Source organism: Streptomyces sp. NPDC098781, from assembly GCF_044759995.1.
Lineage (GTDB): Bacteria > Actinomycetota > Actinomycetes > Streptomycetales > Streptomycetaceae > Streptomyces.
Genome location: NZ_JBIWAK010000005.1, coordinates 398,565 through 414,200, shown reverse-complemented (window position 1 = coordinate 414,200; position 15,636 = coordinate 398,565). Strand labels below are relative to the sequence as shown.

The window sequence follows — 15,636 nt, the reverse complement described above, 5'->3', positions numbered from 1 at the left end:
GTCAGACGGGAACGTGTTCGGATCGCTTGTTACGGGTTGCCCGCAGCGCCAACTCCTCGATACGGCCTACCAGTTGGTTGGGCGTCGGCATGTCGAGGAGCTGGTCGCGCAGCCGACGTGCGCCCTCCTGGAAGCGCGGCTCCGTCAGCAGGCGCACGAGCTGCTCCCGCACCGCGGGCCCCGTCGCCTCGGCGGCGGGAACGCACAGAGCGCCGCCCTGCGCCACGAGTCCGCGCGCGAGCTCCGGCTCGTCGAAGTGCCAGGCCAGCAGCAGCTGGGGGACGGCGTGCAGGGCGGTGGTGGAGAGGGTGCCGAAGCCCGCGTGGTGGATGACCGCGGAGCAGGTGGGGACGAGGGCGTTGAGCGGTACGTAGGACACGACGCGGACGTTGTGGGGGACGCTACCGAGCTTGGCCTGCTCGGACTCGGCGATGGTGGCGACGACCTCGACGTCCAGGTCGGCGAGGGACGCCATGACGTCCTCGACCCCCACGACGTAGCCGTCGAAGCGTTCCGTCGCGACCAGTCCGAAGGTCAGCGCCACCCGCGGCCGCTTCGGCGCCTCCCACAGCCACTCGGGGACGACCGCGGTCCCGCCGTACGGCACGTACCGCATCGGCACGTAGTGCAGGTCGGCCTCCATCCGCAGGCAGGCGGGCAGTTGGTCGATCGTGAAGTGGCCGGTGACCATGTCCTCGGAGAACTCGAAGCCGTACGTACGGCCGTAGGAGCCCAGCCACTCGGCGAGCGGGTCCACCTGCTCGGCCGCGGGCCGGGTGGCCTTCAGTCGCAGCTGGTGGTCGCGGGTGACGCCGTAGATGTCCAGGCTGAACATCAGCCGTGCGTGGGCCGCTCCGCACGCCTTGGCCGCGATGGGGCCGGCGTACGTGGTCGGCTCCCATATCACCAGGTCGGGCTGCCAGGAGCGGGCGAACTCCACCAGGTCGGAGATCATGGGGACGTTCTCGGGCCGGTGCCAGTAGCGCACCTGGCGGGCGTAGGCGTCGCGCAGGGGCTCCCACTCGATCCGCTCGGGGGGCAGGAGTGCGGCGTCGTACGGCTCCGGCAGTCCGACGCGGCCCGCTCCGTGGGCGTCGGGCGCCAGCTCCATCATCCGTGCCGGGTCACGGTGCCGGCCGACGCTCACGGCGGTCAGCCCGGCCCGGGTGATCTCGTCGACGAACGCCGGCTGGCTCGCGAAGCGCACCTCGTGCCCGGCGGTGCGCAGGGCCCAGGCCAAAGGAGCCATGGCCAGGAAGTGGGTGCGTTCCGCGTAGGTGACGAACAGGACTCGCACAACCGCCCCCTCAGCCCGTCTCGCCGGGCCGGGACACGGTCGCGGCCCGCTCGTGGGCGACGGCGGTACAGGCGCGCTCCACTCCGTCCGGGAGCGGGACCTCGGCCCGCCATCCGGTGGCGGCGTGGAAGGCTTCGGGGTCGACGACGAAGTCGAGTTGGTCGGTGGGCTGCGCGTGCGCGACCGGGGGAACGGTGACCACCGGCACGGGGTCCTTGCCGGTGTGCGCGGCGACGCTCCGGGAGACCAGGGTGAACAGCTCGGCGATGCGGGTGCCCCGGCCGGTGCCGACCAGCCAGTGCCGGCCGGCCAGCGCGTCGACCGCGTCGAGTGCGGCGCCGAACGCGCGGGCGGCGTCGTCCACGCACAGCAGGTCGCGCTGGACCGTGCCGTCGTGCCACATCTGCAGCGGCTCCCCGGCGCATGCCCGGCGGGCCATGGCGGCGACCACTCCCTGGTCCAGTCCGACCGGGTCGGTGCCCTGGCTGTAGAGCGTCGCGAGGCGCAGCGCGACACCACGGACCGAACCCTCCTCGGTGGCGTCGCGCAGGACGCGCTCGGCGTCGGTCTTCTGCTGGTCGTAGCCGGTCAGCGGCTTGTCCGGGACGTCGCTCGTGATGCGGCCGCCCCCGGCCGAGGCGCCGCACTGCGACATCGCCCCGGAGAACAGCACGGCGGGCGGCGGCCCGTCCCCGCTCCGCCGGGCCCGTACGGCAGCGACCAGGTCCCGGACGGTGCCGACGTTGACCCGCTCAGCCGCCACGTCGGTGCCGGCCACCCGCCAGGCGGTGGGGCCAGCCATGTAGGCGGCGAGGTGGATCACCGTGTCTGCGCCCTCGATCGCCTCGGCGACTGCTCCGTCCGCGGTGAGATCCGCCCGGCACACCTCGATCTCGGCGGCACCCCGCTGGGGAACCCGGGGTAGTCGCCGTCCGACGAGGCGCAGTCGGACGGGCCGCTTCGCCAGTTCACGGGCGACGGCCGTGCCCAGGAGCCCCGAAGCGCCGAGCACCACCAGCCGCTTCGCCTCTTGGCTTGCCACAGGTTCTCCTTTGGTCAGGAAGTCTTGTCGAGGAGTCGAGTTGCGCGTGGATCCACGCGGGAGGAGAGGGGGCGGCCTCAGGCCGGAGCGATGCGCCAGCTCAGGGAGTCCGCCAGGAGCCCGTCGTCGAGGTTCCTCCTGACGCGGTCCTCCCATTCGGCTCTGTGGACCTCGTACGTGTGCAGATCCCAGTACCGTCCGCGGAAGTACAGGTGGTTCCCGAGCACGGCCGTCTTGCGGGGAGCACCCTCGGTCAGCCCGAAGGAGGCGAAGCTCGCCTCGGTCGTCTGCACGATCACCTTGCTGATATCGAACGTCGCGAAGGCGTAGTTGTACGTCAGGTGCGCGGCCTCGGCGCCGACGCCCAGCCGGGTCTTCTCCGGGTCGAGGTACAGCCCGCACTTCACGTGACCGGCGGGGCTGAGGCCGTGCAGCACGCTGAAGCCCAGGACGTCCCCACTGCTGCGGCGCCGGACGAGGAACGCGGCGCAGGAGTTGTCCATCAGGCCACCGGCACCGGCGGACGGGCGCAGGCTCTCGATGCCCGTGCGCAGCAGTGTGCCCAGCATGGTGTCACGGGCGGTGTCGGAGGTGGCCGGGTCCAGCCTGAGCCTTCGGCTCTCGGTGTGGGGAAACACTGGGCTACCGCTCCAATGCTGTGGGGAACCGGTCGCGGTCCCAGCTCATCTCGCCCATGGCCGCGGGCAGTTCGGCTATCTCCTTCAGGTCCTGCTCGGTGAGCTCGAGGCCTGTCGCGGCGACGTTCTCCTCGAGCCAGCGCAGCCGCCTGGTGCCGGGGATCGGCACGACGCCCGGGCCCTGCGCCAGCACCCACGCGATCGCGATCTGGGACGGCGTGGCGCCATGGCGCTCGGCGATCAGGCGCAGCCCGTCGACGATCGCCCGGTTGACGCGGACGGCATCGGGGGCGAACCGGGGGTCGCGCCTACGCGAGTCGGTCGCGGCCAGGCCGGCCTCGTCGACCCGGCCGGACAGATAGCCGCGGCCGAGCGGCGCGAACGCCAGGAAGCCCACACCGTTGTCCCGGCACCACGCCAGCACGCTGTCGAGGTTGGCCGTGGACCAGACGGACAGCTCGTACTGCACGGCGGTGAGCGGGAACACGGCTTGGACGCGGTCCAGTTCGTCGACGGTGGCGTGCGAGATGCCCAGCGCGCGCACCTTGCCCTCGGTGACCAGTTCACCGAGGGCTCCCCAGGTCTCCTCCAGGGGGACGGCGGGGTCGACGCGGTGCAGCTGGTAGAGGTCGATGGCCTCCCGGCCGAGCCTGCGCAGCGAGCCCTCGCAGGCGCGACGCAGGAAATCGGGTCTGCCGTTCCTGCTGAGGGTGCCGTCGGGCGTGGCCACGAGACCGCACTTGGTGGCCACGGCGGCCTTGCTCCCGCAGGAGCTCAGCGCGCGGCCCAGCAACTCCTCGTTGGCGTACGGGCCGTAGACGTCGGCGGTGTCGAAGAGCGTGACGCCGAGGTCCACGGCCCGGCGCACGACCTCGGCCGACTCCCGGTCGTCACGCTTCCCCGGGTTGTAGCCGTGGGACATGGAGCTGCACCCCAGTCCGAGCGCGCTCACCCGAAAGTCCTTGCCGAGTAAGGTCTCCCACATCATTCTGCGCATCCGTTGCTAGGGGGAATGGGGGGTTGGCCGGCCGCCCTTTTCCTCCGCATAGGGGGAAACGAGCTCCGGGCTCACCTGGCAGGCAAACGAGACGGCCCTCGCGGTGCCGACGTCGGGCGCCTGGTAGGTGCCGTAGCCTGCGGCCGTCGACACCCGGACCGTCACGAGGCCGAGCCATCGCTGTACGAACGACTGGCGCACCGTCCAGCCGATGACCGCCTTCTTCTGCAGCGCGGCCGTCGACCGGCTCAGCAGTCCGCTGCGCAGGACGACATAGGGCCCGGTCACGGTGTGCCCGAGGCAGCGGTACGCGACCAGCGCCAGCGTCACGGTGACGGGCAGCAGCGCCACCGGCACGAGCCACGCCCAGGGCTCGACCACGCCCGTCCGGGCGAGCCGGACCAGCAGGACCGCGGCGGATCCGGGGACGAACAGCGCCCACCACATCCGCCGCACGAGCGCGGCCCGCGGGTGCCGTCGCAGCGGCGCCTCCAGGGGGCGCACGTCGTCGCCGAGCACCAGCCGGGCCACCCGCAGGGCTTCCTTCACCGGGCCGCGCGGCAGGATGTTGCTCGCCGGCTCGTTCTTGAGCGACCAGCCACCGAGGCCCGTGGAGATGACCTCCGTCTCCGACAGGCCGATCCAGCGCCAGAACAGCGGTTCGCTGAGGTGCATACCGCGCAGCCGCGCGTCGTCGCGGTAGACCTCACGGGTCTGGAACAGGCCCCGGCGGGTGAGCAGCGCCGTCCCGGTCTCGGTCGTCTTGCGGACCAGCCGGAAGTCGTAGTTCTCAGTGATGAACGCGCCGGCGAGGCCGACGACTCCGATGAGGAACACCGCCGCCGCGACCAGCGCGAGGGACCAGCCGGTGCCGCGGTCGCGCCGGCCGATGAGCGGCTCGGCGTACTCCCGCAGGTCGATGCCCAGCAGGAACAGCGACCAGCCGACGGTGAGCAGGAGGAACGCCCCGACGAAGAACGCCCACAGGTTGATGAGGTTGTACGGCAGCCACCACCAGCTCAGCCGGGCCAGCTCGGTCTCGTCGGAGGCGTCCGCACCGCTCGCCGACTCCTCCTCGCCCCGCGGCACGGGGGAGGCGGCGTGTCTGCCCAGCAGTTCGCGCCGCAGCCGCTCGGCCGTCGGCCGGGACACCGCGTCGAGGCTGAGGGAGGTCTTCTGTTCTCCCGAGCCGATGTGCAGGATCCGTACGCCGACGAGCCGGTGCGAGAGGCGGGCGGTGACGTCCACGCTGCGGATCCGGTCCCGGGCGACAGAGCGGTCCTTGCGCACCAGCACGCCGACGCGCAGTTCGACCCGCTGATCGGTGATCCGGTACTTCGTCTTCATCCAGCGCAGCAGGTTGCGCAGCGGGGTGAAGGCGCCCACCACGGTCGCGGTGACGGACGCCCAGATCGAGGGCGAGCCCGGCTGGATGTCCAGCAGGAACATCGTGAGGTAGCTGGGCAGCAGGGACAGCAGGAACAGCGCGACCTCGACCCACACCATGCGGGCGTCGAGGCGCTGCCAGGGGGCCGTGCCTGGCGCGTCCTCCCCAGCCGCTCCCGGCACGGTCACGGTCCCCGCGTCGGCGTCGTGGGCGGTGCCGCTCACGTGGCGTCCCCCGGCGTGCTCTGGGTGAGTTCGGTGAGCTCGTGGGCGAGCCGTTGGGCGACCTCGGCGTCCAGTCCGGAGATCTTGATCTTCCCTTGTCGGGACGCCGTGGTGACCTGCAACGTGGCCAGACCGAACAGCTGTTGGAGCGGGCCGCGCACGGTGTCGATGGTCTGGATCCGCGAGACCGGCGCGAAGCGCCACTCCCGGACCACCCAGCCACGCAGCGCGTAGACGGCCTCGTCGCTCGTCTCCCACCGGTGGATCAGATAGCGCCAGGTAGGGGCGACGGTCACCTGGAGCGTCTGGACGACACCGGCCAGTACCAGGAGCGGCTCGAGCCACGGCCTAGAGGGTTCGTGCAGGGCGTAGAGGAGTCCGAGCGGGCCGAGCACGACGAGCGCCTTGCACAGGTTCGCGGCCGTCCACCACAGGATGCTTCTGCGGTCGAGCCGATGGCGCGGAGGGCGCAGGCTCAGGGGCCCGTCGGGGGCCGCGGGAACCGGGGCGGACGCCACGGCTGCTGCCTCGGTCATGGGGAGACGCCCTGCTTCGGCGGGGCCTCCAGCTGGTTGACCCGCTCGGCCGGTAAGAGCGTCGTCGTGGCAGCGTTGTCGAGGGTCGAGATGATCCACTCGGCGAGGTTCTTGTCCGCGCTCTCGGCGGCGGCCTCCCAGCGCTGCTTCTGGTCGGCGGCCAGGCTGACCTGGAACTGGACGAGGTCCTTGGCCTCGCTCTCCGGCTGCCTGCTCCTGCGGATCTGCCGGCGCAGTTCGTTCTTCGACCAGGCGAACTCCTCGGCTCTGGTCAGCCAGGTGTCCTGGTCCTCCGGCGCCAGGCTCGCGACTTCGGCGTGGTGCTGGAAGCTCAGCTTCTCGTGCCGCCGGTCGGGCGTGAACCTACGGGCGACCCAGGCGTAGTTGCGCAGCGTCTGGTAGTCGAGCTGGGTCTCCGCTATCGCGTGCTTGTAGCGGTTGGGGTACTCGGACTGCCCGTAGATCAGCCAGTCGCCGAGCCACCAGGCGGACGAGTCCGTGATCAGGAAGATGTGCCGCCCGAGGTCGCGCCATTCGACGAGGGGGATCCCCTGCGGGATCTGCAGTGCGGTGCGCCGGGTCACCGCCCGGCCGACCGGGGCCGGGCGGTCCTTGGTGGTGCGCCGGGGGGCCGCACCGTTGGTGGCGCGCGGCGCCCGGTGAATCCTCTGGCGCGGTGCCTGAAGGGATGTGGTTCCTTCGGAGTGACTTGCGCTGGGCATCTCTCGTGGTTCCAATCCGTGGCTCCTGTGGGGATGTCCAGGAGCCTTGCAGACCCGATGTACAAAGCGACTGAAAGGCTTCTAAACATGCTGGTTGCGCACTTGCTGCGCCGCGAGCGGCGCCCTCCGGCGCCCCGCCGGCAGCGCCCGGCCCAGGCCCGTGAGGGTGACGAGTCCTCAACGGGCCGGTCCCGTCAGCGCTTCCACAGGTGTTCGATGTGACCGAAGTGCCTCTCAACCCAGGCGTCGGAGTAGATGGTGTCGACGTAGCGTTCCCCGCGGTCGGGCAGGACGAGGACGCAGACGGCACCCTCCGGAAGTTCGGCGGCCCGCTGCTCGACGGCGCTCACCACGGCGCCGGACGAGCCGCCACTGAGGATCGCCTCGGCCGCCACGAGCCGTCGGCAGCCGACGACGCAGTCCTGGTCCGTCATACGGGCGACGGAGTCGGCCAGTCCCTCGCGGTGCAGGGCGGGCCGACGGGCCGCTCCGTGGCCCGGGACCAGCCGTCGGCAGGTCACGTCGCCGAAGATTGCGCTGCCCACCGCGTCCACCGCGACGATGTGGGTGTCCAGCCCGTGTTCGGCGATGTACCGGGCACAGCCGTGGATCGTTCCGCAGGAGCCGGTGGCGACGAAGAGGTAGTCGACCTTCCCGTCCAGCTCCTCGGCGACCTCCCGCATCATCCCTTCCTGTGCCCGGGCGTTGAGCAGGTTCGCGTACTGGTTGGGCCAGAAGGCATCCGCGATCTCCTCCGCCAGCTGCTGGGCACGCTCGATCCGGGCGTGCAGGAAGTCACCCTGGTCGTTGTCAGCGGTGGTGACCATCTCCAGGTGCGCCCCGTACGCCTTGAGGGTCGCGATGTGCTGCGGGGTCGTCTTCGGGTCGACCACGCAGACGAACCGCAGACCGAACCAGCGGCAGACCTGCGCGAGACCGACGCCGAGGTTGCCGGAGCTCGATTCCACGACGGTGGAGCGACCAGGTATCAGCTCGCCGCTCGCGATCGCGCCCCGCACCATGCTGAGCGCGGCGCGGTCCTTCATGCTCCCGCCCGGGTTCATTCCCTCGATTTTCGCGTGGAACCGGGCGGGAGAGTCCTGGAAAAGCCGTTCGAGGCGCACGAGCGGCGTCTCCCCCACCGCGGAGAGTATCCCGCTTCCGATGTGCTTCTTCATCGCCATCTGAGGGCTCCGCTCTCCGTCGTGGCGTCTTTCCCTACGAATGCGCGGAGCCGGTCCCGGCCGTGTCCCGGGGCGCGGCGTCCTGCTGCGCCTGGACCCGGGCGATACCCACGGCGAGATCGCGGAAGGTCTGTCCCTTGAAGTCGTCGAGGTGCTCCAGGAGCTTGCGCTCCAGCTCGTTCTCCAGTTCGAGGATGGTCTCGACGTAGGAGAAGGAGTCGAGGTCCGTCAGGCCGCTCGGCTCCGGTATGTCGGGCTGCTCGGCGCAGATCATGACGGCGGTTTCCCGCACCTGCTTCTCGAGTTCGTCGATGACCTCCGGGTCGAGATCTCCGTAGCTGTCGTTCTCCTGCACGAGACCGTTATTCGTCATGCGCTGTCGACACCCTTCATTCACGCCGGAAAATTTGAGTAGCCGTATTTCCGTGAAACACTAGGCAGGCACCCGGTGCTGGTCAACTTCCGGAGTCGCCGGAAGCAAGTAATCGCAGGTAGCCCGCCTGTTGCGGTGTCCCGCTGGCGGGACGTGGAATTACCTTCCACCGGACCGCAAAGCCGCCTGACGCACCCGGCTCACCTATGCCGCTTGACACATCAGGTGGCCCGTGATTGGTTCACTCGCCAGTTCATTTTGCACGCCGCGTCACCGTTTTCCAGGAATTAACGCAATCAGGGGGGCGCACTGATGCTGTACCCGCACATGGCAAGCAAACGGATCCAGTTGAAACCCGCTGGAAGAGATGATGCGGCCGCAGCCTACGATATTCTCTTCCGCAGCGGGTTCGGCCCCCTTCCGATGCTCGACAACTATGTGGAGAACTTCGGAACCGGCCTCTGGGCGTGCTTTATGGTGCACGGCAGGGAGGACGACGACCTGCTCGGCTTCAGCACACTCTCGGAACTCAAACCGGCCGGACATCTGCGCGCCGAAGTCCATCTCCGCCTCGGCGTCCCGCCGGACGTGAGGTCCGAGATCAACGCGCTGGCCGTGAATTTCGCGTTCTCCATGTGGCGGACGCGGAAGGTCTATTTCGAGGTGGTCGATCCGACCGCCGCCCGGATCGGCTTCGGACGGCACACCAAGGCCATGCACCAGGAGGCCGTCCTGCCGGACTACGTCTTCCGGCACGGAAAACTGCAGGACGTGCATGTCTTTTCCTACACCCGGGATAAATGGGAAGCGCACGGCCTGGATTTCATCCAACAAATCGTCTGACGCGGTGGAGGTAACGGTCACCATGACCACGCATGTCTGGGGCTATCTTTCCGAGTACGAGAAGGAGCGGACCGAGATCCTCGACGCCGTCGACACGGTGTTCGGTTCGGGCCGGCTCGTGCTCGGCGCCAGTGTCGAGGGGTTCGAGAGGGAGTTCGCCGACCACCACGGGCTCGCGCACTGCGTGGGCGTGGACAACGGAACGAACGCCCTGGTCCTGGGGCTGCGCGCGCTCGGCATCGGCCCCGGCGACGAGGTCGTCACCGTCTCCAACACCGCGGCCCCGACCGTCGTCGCCATCGACGCCGTGGGCGCCACCCCGGTCTTCGTCGACATCCACAGCGACACCTATCTCATGGACGTCGACCAGGTCGAGGCGGCGATCACCCCGCGCACCCGATGCTTGCTGCCGGTGCACCTCTACGGCCAGTGCGTCGACATGGCGCCGCTGGAGCGGATCGCCGAGAAGCACGGTCTGCCGATCCTGGAGGACTGCGCGCAGGCGCACGGGGCCCGCCACCACGGCCGGATCGCCGGCACGATGGGCAAGGCGGCGGCGTTCTCCTTCTACCCCACCAAGGTGCTGGGTGCCTACGGCGACGGCGGCGCGACGATCACCGCCGACCCCGAGGTGGACGCCGCTCTGCGGCGACTGCGCTACTACGGCATGGAGACCACGTACCACGTCGAGCAACTGCCCGGATACAACAGCCGGTTGGACGAGGTGCAGGCGGAGATCCTGCGCCGGAAGCTGACCCGTCTGGACGACTACCTGGTCAAGCGCCAGGCCATAGCACAGCGTTACGCGGAGGCGTTCGCCGACACCGAGCTGGTCACCCCGGTGACGGCCCCCGGCAACACACACGTCTACTACGTCCACGTGGTGCGCCATCCCCGGCGCGACGCGATCATCGAGGCGCTCAAGGCGCACGACATCCACCTCAACATCAGCTACCCGTGGCCGGTGCACACCCAGCGCGGCTTCGCCCATCTCGGTTACGCAGAGGGCTCGTTGCCGGTGACCGAGGCCGCCGCGCGGGAGATCTTCTCGCTGCCGATGTACGCCTCCCTCGCGCCCGCAGACCAGGAGCGCGTGATCGACGCCCTCCGCGGCGTTCTCGCGAAGATCTGAGCCGTGTCACAGACTGTGCACACGGGACTCGGCCCGCCCGCACCGGGCGACGGCCCACGGACCTCCGGCTCCGACTTCCATGCCTGGTGGGACGACCGGCACCGGGTGGGCCGCCACCACGTGGAGCAGGTCGACTTCGCCGACCTGACCGACTGGGACTTCGACAGCAGGACCGGCAACCTCCAGCACTCCAGTGGACGCTTCTTCTCCGTGGAGGGCCTCGAGGCCCGCGAGGGCGGCGCGGTCACCTGGCAGCAGCCGATCATCAACCAGCCCGAGATCGGCATCCTCGGCATCGTCGTCAAGGCCTTCGACGGCGTACTGCACTGCCTGATGCAGGCGAAGATGGAGCCGGGCAACGTCAACGCGCTCCAGCTCTCCCCGACCGTCCAGGCCACCCGCAGCAACTACACCCAGGTCCACCGCGGCAGCAGGACGCCCTACCTGGAGTACTTCGTCGGACCCGGCCGCGGCCAGGTGCTGGTGGACGTGCTCCAGTCGGAGCAGGGTGCCTGGTTCTGGCGCAAGCGCAACCGGAACATGGTCGTCCTGCTCACCGACGACGTCCCCGTCCTCGACAACTACTGCTGGCTCAGCCTCGCCCAACTGCGGGCGCTGACCCACCTGGACAACTTCGTGAACATGGACGCGCGCACCGTGCTGTCCTGCATGCCGTTCGCCTTCCCCGACGAGGCCGAGGTCCGCGACGACGGCTCGTTCCGCGACGCGCTCATCCGCTCGTACCAGCACCAGCCGAACCCGGGCCCGGCCGACCACCGGCACAGCTCGGCGGACATCCTGAGCTGGTTCATCGAGGCCAAGACCCGCTGCGACTGGTCGGCCCGGCTCGTGCCGCTGAACGACGTGGCGGGCTGGGCCCACGACCACCGGGAGCTGAGCGACGCCGAGGAGCGGCAGTTCCGCGTCATCGGGGTGTCCGTGGAGGCCGGCGACCGCGAGGTCAAGCAGTGGACCCAGCCGCTGCTGGCACCGCGCGGCCGGGGCAGGGCCGTCTTCCTGGCCCGCCGCATCGAGGGCGTGCTGCACCTGCTGGTCCAGGCGCGGCCCGAGTACGGGCTGATGGACATGGTCGAGATGGCACCGACGGTTCACCTGCTGCCGGGCGAGGACGTCTCGGCGATCCGGGATCCCGGCCTGCGGAAGGCGGTGACGGACGGCGGCCGCGACGGGCACGTGGTCCGCTACGACTCGGTGCAGTCCGAGGAGGGGGGCCGCTTCTACCAGGCGCTGACCCGCTACCAGGTCATCGAGGTCCCGGACGGCACCCCCGACGAGATCCCGCCCAGCCACCGCTGGGTGACGGTACGTCAGCTCCAGGACCTGCTGTGCCACGGCCACTACCTCAACATCGAGGCCCGCAGCCTGTTGGCCTGCCTGCACAGCCTGTACTGACGCGCGAGAGACGTTCGGAGGGACCACACGTGCGACTGCTCTTCACCACGGTGCCACTGCCCGGCCACTTCCAGCCCCTGGTGCCCCTGGCGTGGGCCGCCAGGGCGGCCGGCCACGAGGTCCTGGTCGCCACCACCGAGGACTTCGCCCCGGCTGTAGCAGGCGCGGGGCTGCCCGTCGTGGCGTGGTCGCCGCCGACCGACTTCATCGCGCTGGCCCAGGAGGAGAGCGACGGGGGCGGCGCGGGTCGGCACGGCTCAGTCGGACGCCGGCTGGCCCACGGCCGTGCCTTCGCCCGGGTGGCCGAACGCTGTCTGGAGGGCGCGTCTGCCGTGCTCGACGACTGGCGTCCGCACCTCGTCGTCAGTGAACGCGCGGAGTCGGCGGGCCCGTTGGCCGCCGCCCAGCGGGACGTACCCCATGTCGAGTTCCACTGGGGCGCCGACGAACTGCCCGAGTACCGGGAGGCCGCCGAGAAGCACCTCGACGCGCTGCCCGCGGCGGCCGAGGTGCTCACACCCTGGCCCGCACGGCTGCGCCCGCCGTACGCCGCCCACTACCGGCCCGTCCGCAACATCGACTACAACGGCACGGCCCACATCCCGCACTGGGCCCTCAGGGCTCCCGTCCGTCCGCGCGTGTGCGTCACCTTCGGCACCGTCCTCCCGCTCCTCGCGGACCTTCCGCTGCGCACGACGATGACCCCGGTGCTGGAGCGCCTCGCCGCGCTCGACCACGAGATCCTGATCGCCGCCGACGAGCGCACCACGGAGAGCTGGCCCGAACTGGCTCGGTTCGCCCACCGGTTGGGCCGGATGCCGCTGGCGCAGATCCTGCCGTCCTGCGCACTCTTGGTGAGCCACGGGGGACAGGGCACCGTCCTCGCGGCACTCGGCGCCGGGTGCCCGCAACTGCTGCTGCCCCAGTTCGACGACCAGTTCGGCAACGCGGAGGCGGTGCACGCGGCGGGTGCCGGACTGCGGCTGACGCCGGAGCAGCTCTCCCCGGACGCCGCCCTCGACCTAGTGACCGCCCTGGTCGAGGACTCGGTGTGCACCCGTCAGGCCACGCTGATCGCCGAGGAGATCCAGACGCTGCCGTCCCTGCCGGAGACGGTGGACCTGCTGGCACAGCTAGCAGGCCGGCGATGACGACGAGCGGTCGCGCGCCTTCCGGCCCCAGCAACGACCCAACGACATCCAGAGTGTGGTGAGCATGTCAACCGTGAAGATCACCGAGATGGCTGTGCCGAATGCGTATCGGATAACTCCCCAGCGGCACTCGGACCGGCGGGGCTACTTCTACGAGGCGTTCCGCTCCGAGGAACTGAGCGAGGTGATCGGCTATCCCTTCGTCGTCCGCCAGGCCAACTGCTCCAGCAGCCACGCCAACACCCTGCGTGGCATCCACGGCACGCTCCTGCCGCCCGGACAGGGGAAGCTGGTCAACTGTGTGCGCGGTGCCGTGATGGACGTGGTCGTGGACCTGCGCATCGGATCGCCCACCTTCGGCTGTTACGACATCACCTACCAGGACGAGGACTCGGGTGTCGCCGTATACCTCGCGGACGGCCTCGGCCACGCGTTCCTCACCCTCACCGACGACGCCTGCATGTACTACCTCTGCTCCGAGGCGTACGTGCCCGGCACCATGATCGACATCAACGCCCTCGACCCCGACATCAACATCCCCTGGGGACTGACCGACCCTCCGATCATGTCCGACAAGGACGCGTCGGCGGTCTCCCTCAAGGAGGCCGCGGCCTCCGGCATCCTGCCCACCTACGAGGAGTGCTTCGCCCACTACGAGGCACTGCGCAACGCCTAGACGAGTCATTCCGATGTGATCAGTGGTCATAGGCGATGAGGGAGCGTGTGACCGGCTGGCCGGTCTTGTGCTTGTGCCAGATCGCGGCGGCCATCGCGAGGACGCGCTGGGCCACGCGGACTGCGACGCCTTCGAAGGTCCGGCCGCCGTGCTGTTCCAGGTTGAGCTGGCCTTTGAGGGTGTCGTTGACCGACTCGATCAGCTGTCGCACTGATTTCAGGAGGCTCTCGCCCTTGCGTTTTCTTCTCGCGCTTGAACGACGGCCGCAGCAACTCAGCGCCCCTCAAGGCCAGATCGGCCTCGAACTCCTTGGAGGCGAAGCCCTTGTCGGAGATCACCAGCAGCCCCGGCCGGCTCGTGACCGTCTGGGGTTCGCCGTCGAGCATCGCGGTCAGTACCTCGCGCTCGTCCATCTTCGGGGTCGCCAGAGCCCACAGGATGGGCATCCCGGTCGGGGTGCCCACCAGGAACAGGCGCAGGCCCCAGAAGAACCGGCTGTGGCTGGCGCAGTACCCGTATCCGGCCCAGCCGGCCATCCCCGACCGCTTCACGGTCGGACGTGAGCGACCGCATTCCACCGGCGTCGAGTCGACAATCCAATGGTTGTCGAACCAGAAGTCCGTGTCGACGGCCAGCAGCCGTATTGCCTTCTTGACCAGCGGCAACGCGACCCTCAGCCGCTTGTTCCAGCCCGGCTGCCTGGGCACGTACGGGAACATCCCGCCCAAGCGGGAGTCCGAGAACCGCAGCCACCGCGACTCTGAAGTGAAGCCCAGCAGCGCCTGCGCGACAGCGAGGCAGACAAGCTCGGAGTCCGTCAGTTTGCGGCGGTCGGCCCAGCCACCGGGTGCCCCCGATCTCATCGTCGATCTTCACGTACAGTGCGGTCAGCAAGGCGTCCAGGTTGTTCGTCACACAACGATCTTGGACGCCCTGTCTGCGTTCCCGGACACACCGTCAGCATTCGGAATGACTCGTCTAGAGTGGCGGCCCTTGCCATGACGTCCTCGACATCGGCTGACCTCTGCACGGACGATGGCGGGATGATGGCCGCCATGCGCATCCGCATCGACGCCATCGACCTGCCCGGCCCAGCCTGCCCAGCCTCCGTCGACGGCACGGTCCCGGCGTACGGCAACATCCACGTCGCCGTGCAACGCCGCGATCGTCCGGCCGAACTCCTCGCGCCACAGCCCGGCGACGCACCGTCCGCGACATGGACCCTGGAGTGCACCACGAGCGCTTCGCCGACCGGCACCGACGTCAAAGGCCCCTACGTGCAGGACCGTCTGGGCCGACGGTTCATCTACCTGTCGTGGGGCACGGTCGACGAGTCGGGCACCTTCACGATGTTCCGCCGCGCCAAGCTCCTGCTCGACGTCATCCCCGCCGACGTACTCGCCGCCGCCGCACGCGACGGGCTGCTGGTCGGACGCCTCGGTCTGACCGACGCGCAGGGCGGGCCCCTGTGCGGACGAGTCGAGCCCCCGCTCATCACCTGGACCGCCGAGCGCGCCGACTAGGTGAGGTCGCATGCCGCTCCTGGCCCGTCAGGGCGCAGGAGTCCTGGTGCAGGCGCTCTCCCGTCTCTCCGTGCCGCGCACGAAGGACGACGCGACACAGTGTCATCGGCGATCAAGCCGACCGAGCACAGACCGCGCCGATGTGACCTTCATCGCGACAGTGAGGTCTCGGCGCGTTCGCCGTCGTCCCATCCGTTGATGCCGATGGCAGCGGCCCATCGCTCATCGACGGAGGTCATGGCCCTGTGGCCGGAAACGTTCGGCAGGAACACTGCATCCGTGCGGATCAATATCTGTATCCGTGAAGTGAGAAATAGGTATGGCACACGGCGAGTATTCCTCGACCGCCAACCCGAGCGGAATTATTGACCAGGCAGAGCCGACCGCGTCATGCTAACGTCGTTCTCAGTTGCAGGTGTGGTTGCCAGAGGGTTCATTTTCCGACGGGCTAATCAGCACGGCGACGCGGAATTCGCACACGGCGAATTCCGAACATCG

General features: G+C 69.4%; 15 protein-coding genes and 1 pseudogene. 6 read left to right on the top strand and 10 right to left on the bottom strand.

The features are described from left to right. Position 1 precedes the first annotated feature (1 nt). The 9 genes from ACIQWG_RS22765 to ACIQWG_RS22725 form a co-directional block, all read right to left on the bottom strand. The gene (locus ACIQWG_RS22765) at positions 2–1,297 is read right to left on the bottom strand and encodes an activator-dependent family glycosyltransferase (RefSeq protein WP_404098684.1); all 1,296 of its coding nucleotides are present in this window, start codon (positions 1,295–1,297) and stop codon (positions 2–4) included. Between the two features lie 10 nt (positions 1,298–1,307). Continuing rightward, positions 1,308–2,339, bottom strand: a complete 1,032-nt coding sequence (locus ACIQWG_RS22760) for an NAD-dependent epimerase/dehydratase family protein (RefSeq protein WP_404098682.1) — start codon at positions 2,337–2,339, stop codon at positions 1,308–1,310. 77 nt (positions 2,340–2,416) lie between these two features. Further along, positions 2,417–2,977 (bottom strand): GNAT family N-acetyltransferase, encoded by a 561-nt coding sequence (locus ACIQWG_RS22755; RefSeq protein WP_404098681.1) that lies wholly within the window; start codon positions 2,975–2,977, stop codon positions 2,417–2,419. 4 nt (positions 2,978–2,981) lie between these two features. Then, positions 2,982–3,962: an aldo/keto reductase gene (locus ACIQWG_RS22750; protein ID WP_404099402.1), complete on the bottom strand. Its 981-nt coding sequence runs from the start codon at positions 3,960–3,962 to the stop codon at positions 2,982–2,984. Between the two features lie 18 nt (positions 3,963–3,980). Next, complete coding sequence (locus tag ACIQWG_RS22745) at positions 3,981–5,585, bottom strand: PH domain-containing protein (protein WP_404098678.1); 1,605 nt, start codon at positions 5,583–5,585, stop codon at positions 3,981–3,983. Then, positions 5,582–6,121, bottom strand: a complete 540-nt coding sequence (locus ACIQWG_RS22740; RefSeq protein WP_404098676.1) for a PH domain-containing protein — start codon at positions 6,119–6,121, stop codon at positions 5,582–5,584. The genes ACIQWG_RS22745 and ACIQWG_RS22740 overlap by 4 nt, the downstream gene beginning before the upstream one ends. Continuing rightward, the gene (locus tag ACIQWG_RS22735) at positions 6,118–6,843 is read right to left on the bottom strand and encodes an LmbU family transcriptional regulator (RefSeq protein ID WP_404098675.1); all 726 of its coding nucleotides are present in this window, start codon (positions 6,841–6,843) and stop codon (positions 6,118–6,120) included. Before ACIQWG_RS22735 ends, ACIQWG_RS22740 begins: the two co-directional genes overlap by 4 nt. Before the next feature lie 194 nt (positions 6,844–7,037). Next, a complete protein-coding gene (sbnA, locus tag ACIQWG_RS22730) occupies positions 7,038–8,027 on the bottom strand; it encodes a 2,3-diaminopropionate biosynthesis protein SbnA (RefSeq protein WP_404098673.1) in 990 nt (329 codons plus the stop codon). 34 nt (positions 8,028–8,061) lie between these two features. Further along, the gene (locus ACIQWG_RS22725; RefSeq protein ID WP_404098670.1) at positions 8,062–8,400 is read right to left on the bottom strand and encodes a hypothetical protein; all 339 of its coding nucleotides are present in this window, start codon (positions 8,398–8,400) and stop codon (positions 8,062–8,064) included. Between the two features lie 312 nt (positions 8,401–8,712). Here ACIQWG_RS22725 and ACIQWG_RS22720 point away from each other — a divergent pair, with 312 nt between their 5' ends. From ACIQWG_RS22720 to ACIQWG_RS22700, 5 genes are all read left to right on the top strand, one after another. Next, complete coding sequence (locus ACIQWG_RS22720; RefSeq protein WP_404098667.1) at positions 8,713–9,243, top strand: GNAT family N-acetyltransferase; 531 nt, start codon at positions 8,713–8,715, stop codon at positions 9,241–9,243. Between the two features lie 22 nt (positions 9,244–9,265). After that, positions 9,266–10,375: a DegT/DnrJ/EryC1/StrS family aminotransferase gene (locus ACIQWG_RS22715; RefSeq protein WP_404098665.1), complete on the top strand. Its 1,110-nt coding sequence runs from the start codon at positions 9,266–9,268 to the stop codon at positions 10,373–10,375. A 3-nt stretch (positions 10,376–10,378) separates the two neighbouring features. Continuing rightward, positions 10,379–11,788, top strand: coding sequence for an NDP-hexose 2,3-dehydratase family protein (locus tag ACIQWG_RS22710; protein ID WP_404098662.1), 1,410 nt, complete (start codon positions 10,379–10,381; stop codon positions 11,786–11,788). 29 nt (positions 11,789–11,817) lie between these two features. Then, a complete protein-coding gene (locus ACIQWG_RS22705; protein ID WP_404098660.1) occupies positions 11,818–12,939 on the top strand; it encodes a glycosyltransferase in 1,122 nt (373 codons plus the stop codon). An 88-nt stretch (positions 12,940–13,027) separates the two neighbouring features. Next, on the top strand, positions 13,028–13,615 hold the full coding sequence (locus ACIQWG_RS22700; protein ID WP_404098657.1) for a dTDP-4-dehydrorhamnose 3,5-epimerase family protein: 588 nt from the start codon (positions 13,028–13,030) through the stop codon (positions 13,613–13,615). A gap of 19 nt (positions 13,616–13,634) precedes the next feature. Here the strand turns inward: ACIQWG_RS22700 and ACIQWG_RS22695 are convergent. Further along, positions 13,635–14,530 (bottom strand): annotated as a pseudogene (locus tag ACIQWG_RS22695) (IS982 family transposase). Between the two features lie 140 nt (positions 14,531–14,670). Between ACIQWG_RS22695 and ACIQWG_RS22690 the strand changes: the two are divergent. Continuing rightward, complete coding sequence (locus ACIQWG_RS22690; RefSeq protein ID WP_404098655.1) at positions 14,671–15,138, top strand: DUF5990 family protein; 468 nt, start codon at positions 14,671–14,673, stop codon at positions 15,136–15,138. Positions 15,139–15,636: the final 498 nt, after the last annotated feature.

Bases quoted from the DNA above. Each gene is read 5' to 3' on its own strand.
- ACIQWG_RS22725 (WP_404098670.1), bottom strand. From the start codon at position 8,400: ATGACGAATAACGGTCTCGTGCAGGAGAACGACAGCTACGGAGATCTC.
- sbnA (WP_404098673.1), bottom strand. From the start codon at position 8,027: ATGGCGATGAAGAAGCACATCGGAAGCGGGATACTCTCCGCGGTGGGG.
- ACIQWG_RS22735 (WP_404098675.1), bottom strand. From the start codon at position 6,843: ATGCCCAGCGCAAGTCACTCCGAAGGAACCACATCCCTTCAGGCACCG.
- ACIQWG_RS22700 (WP_404098657.1), top strand. From the start codon at position 13,028: ATGGCTGTGCCGAATGCGTATCGGATAACTCCCCAGCGGCACTCGGAC.
- ACIQWG_RS22750 (WP_404099402.1), bottom strand. From the start codon at position 3,962: ATGTGGGAGACCTTACTCGGCAAGGACTTTCGGGTGAGCGCGCTCGGA.
- ACIQWG_RS22740 (WP_404098676.1), bottom strand. From the start codon at position 6,121: ATGACCGAGGCAGCAGCCGTGGCGTCCGCCCCGGTTCCCGCGGCCCCC.
- ACIQWG_RS22720 (WP_404098667.1), top strand. From the start codon at position 8,713: ATGCTGTACCCGCACATGGCAAGCAAACGGATCCAGTTGAAACCCGCT.
- ACIQWG_RS22715 (WP_404098665.1), top strand. From the start codon at position 9,266: ATGACCACGCATGTCTGGGGCTATCTTTCCGAGTACGAGAAGGAGCGG.
- ACIQWG_RS22690 (WP_404098655.1), top strand. From the start codon at position 14,671: ATGCGCATCCGCATCGACGCCATCGACCTGCCCGGCCCAGCCTGCCCA.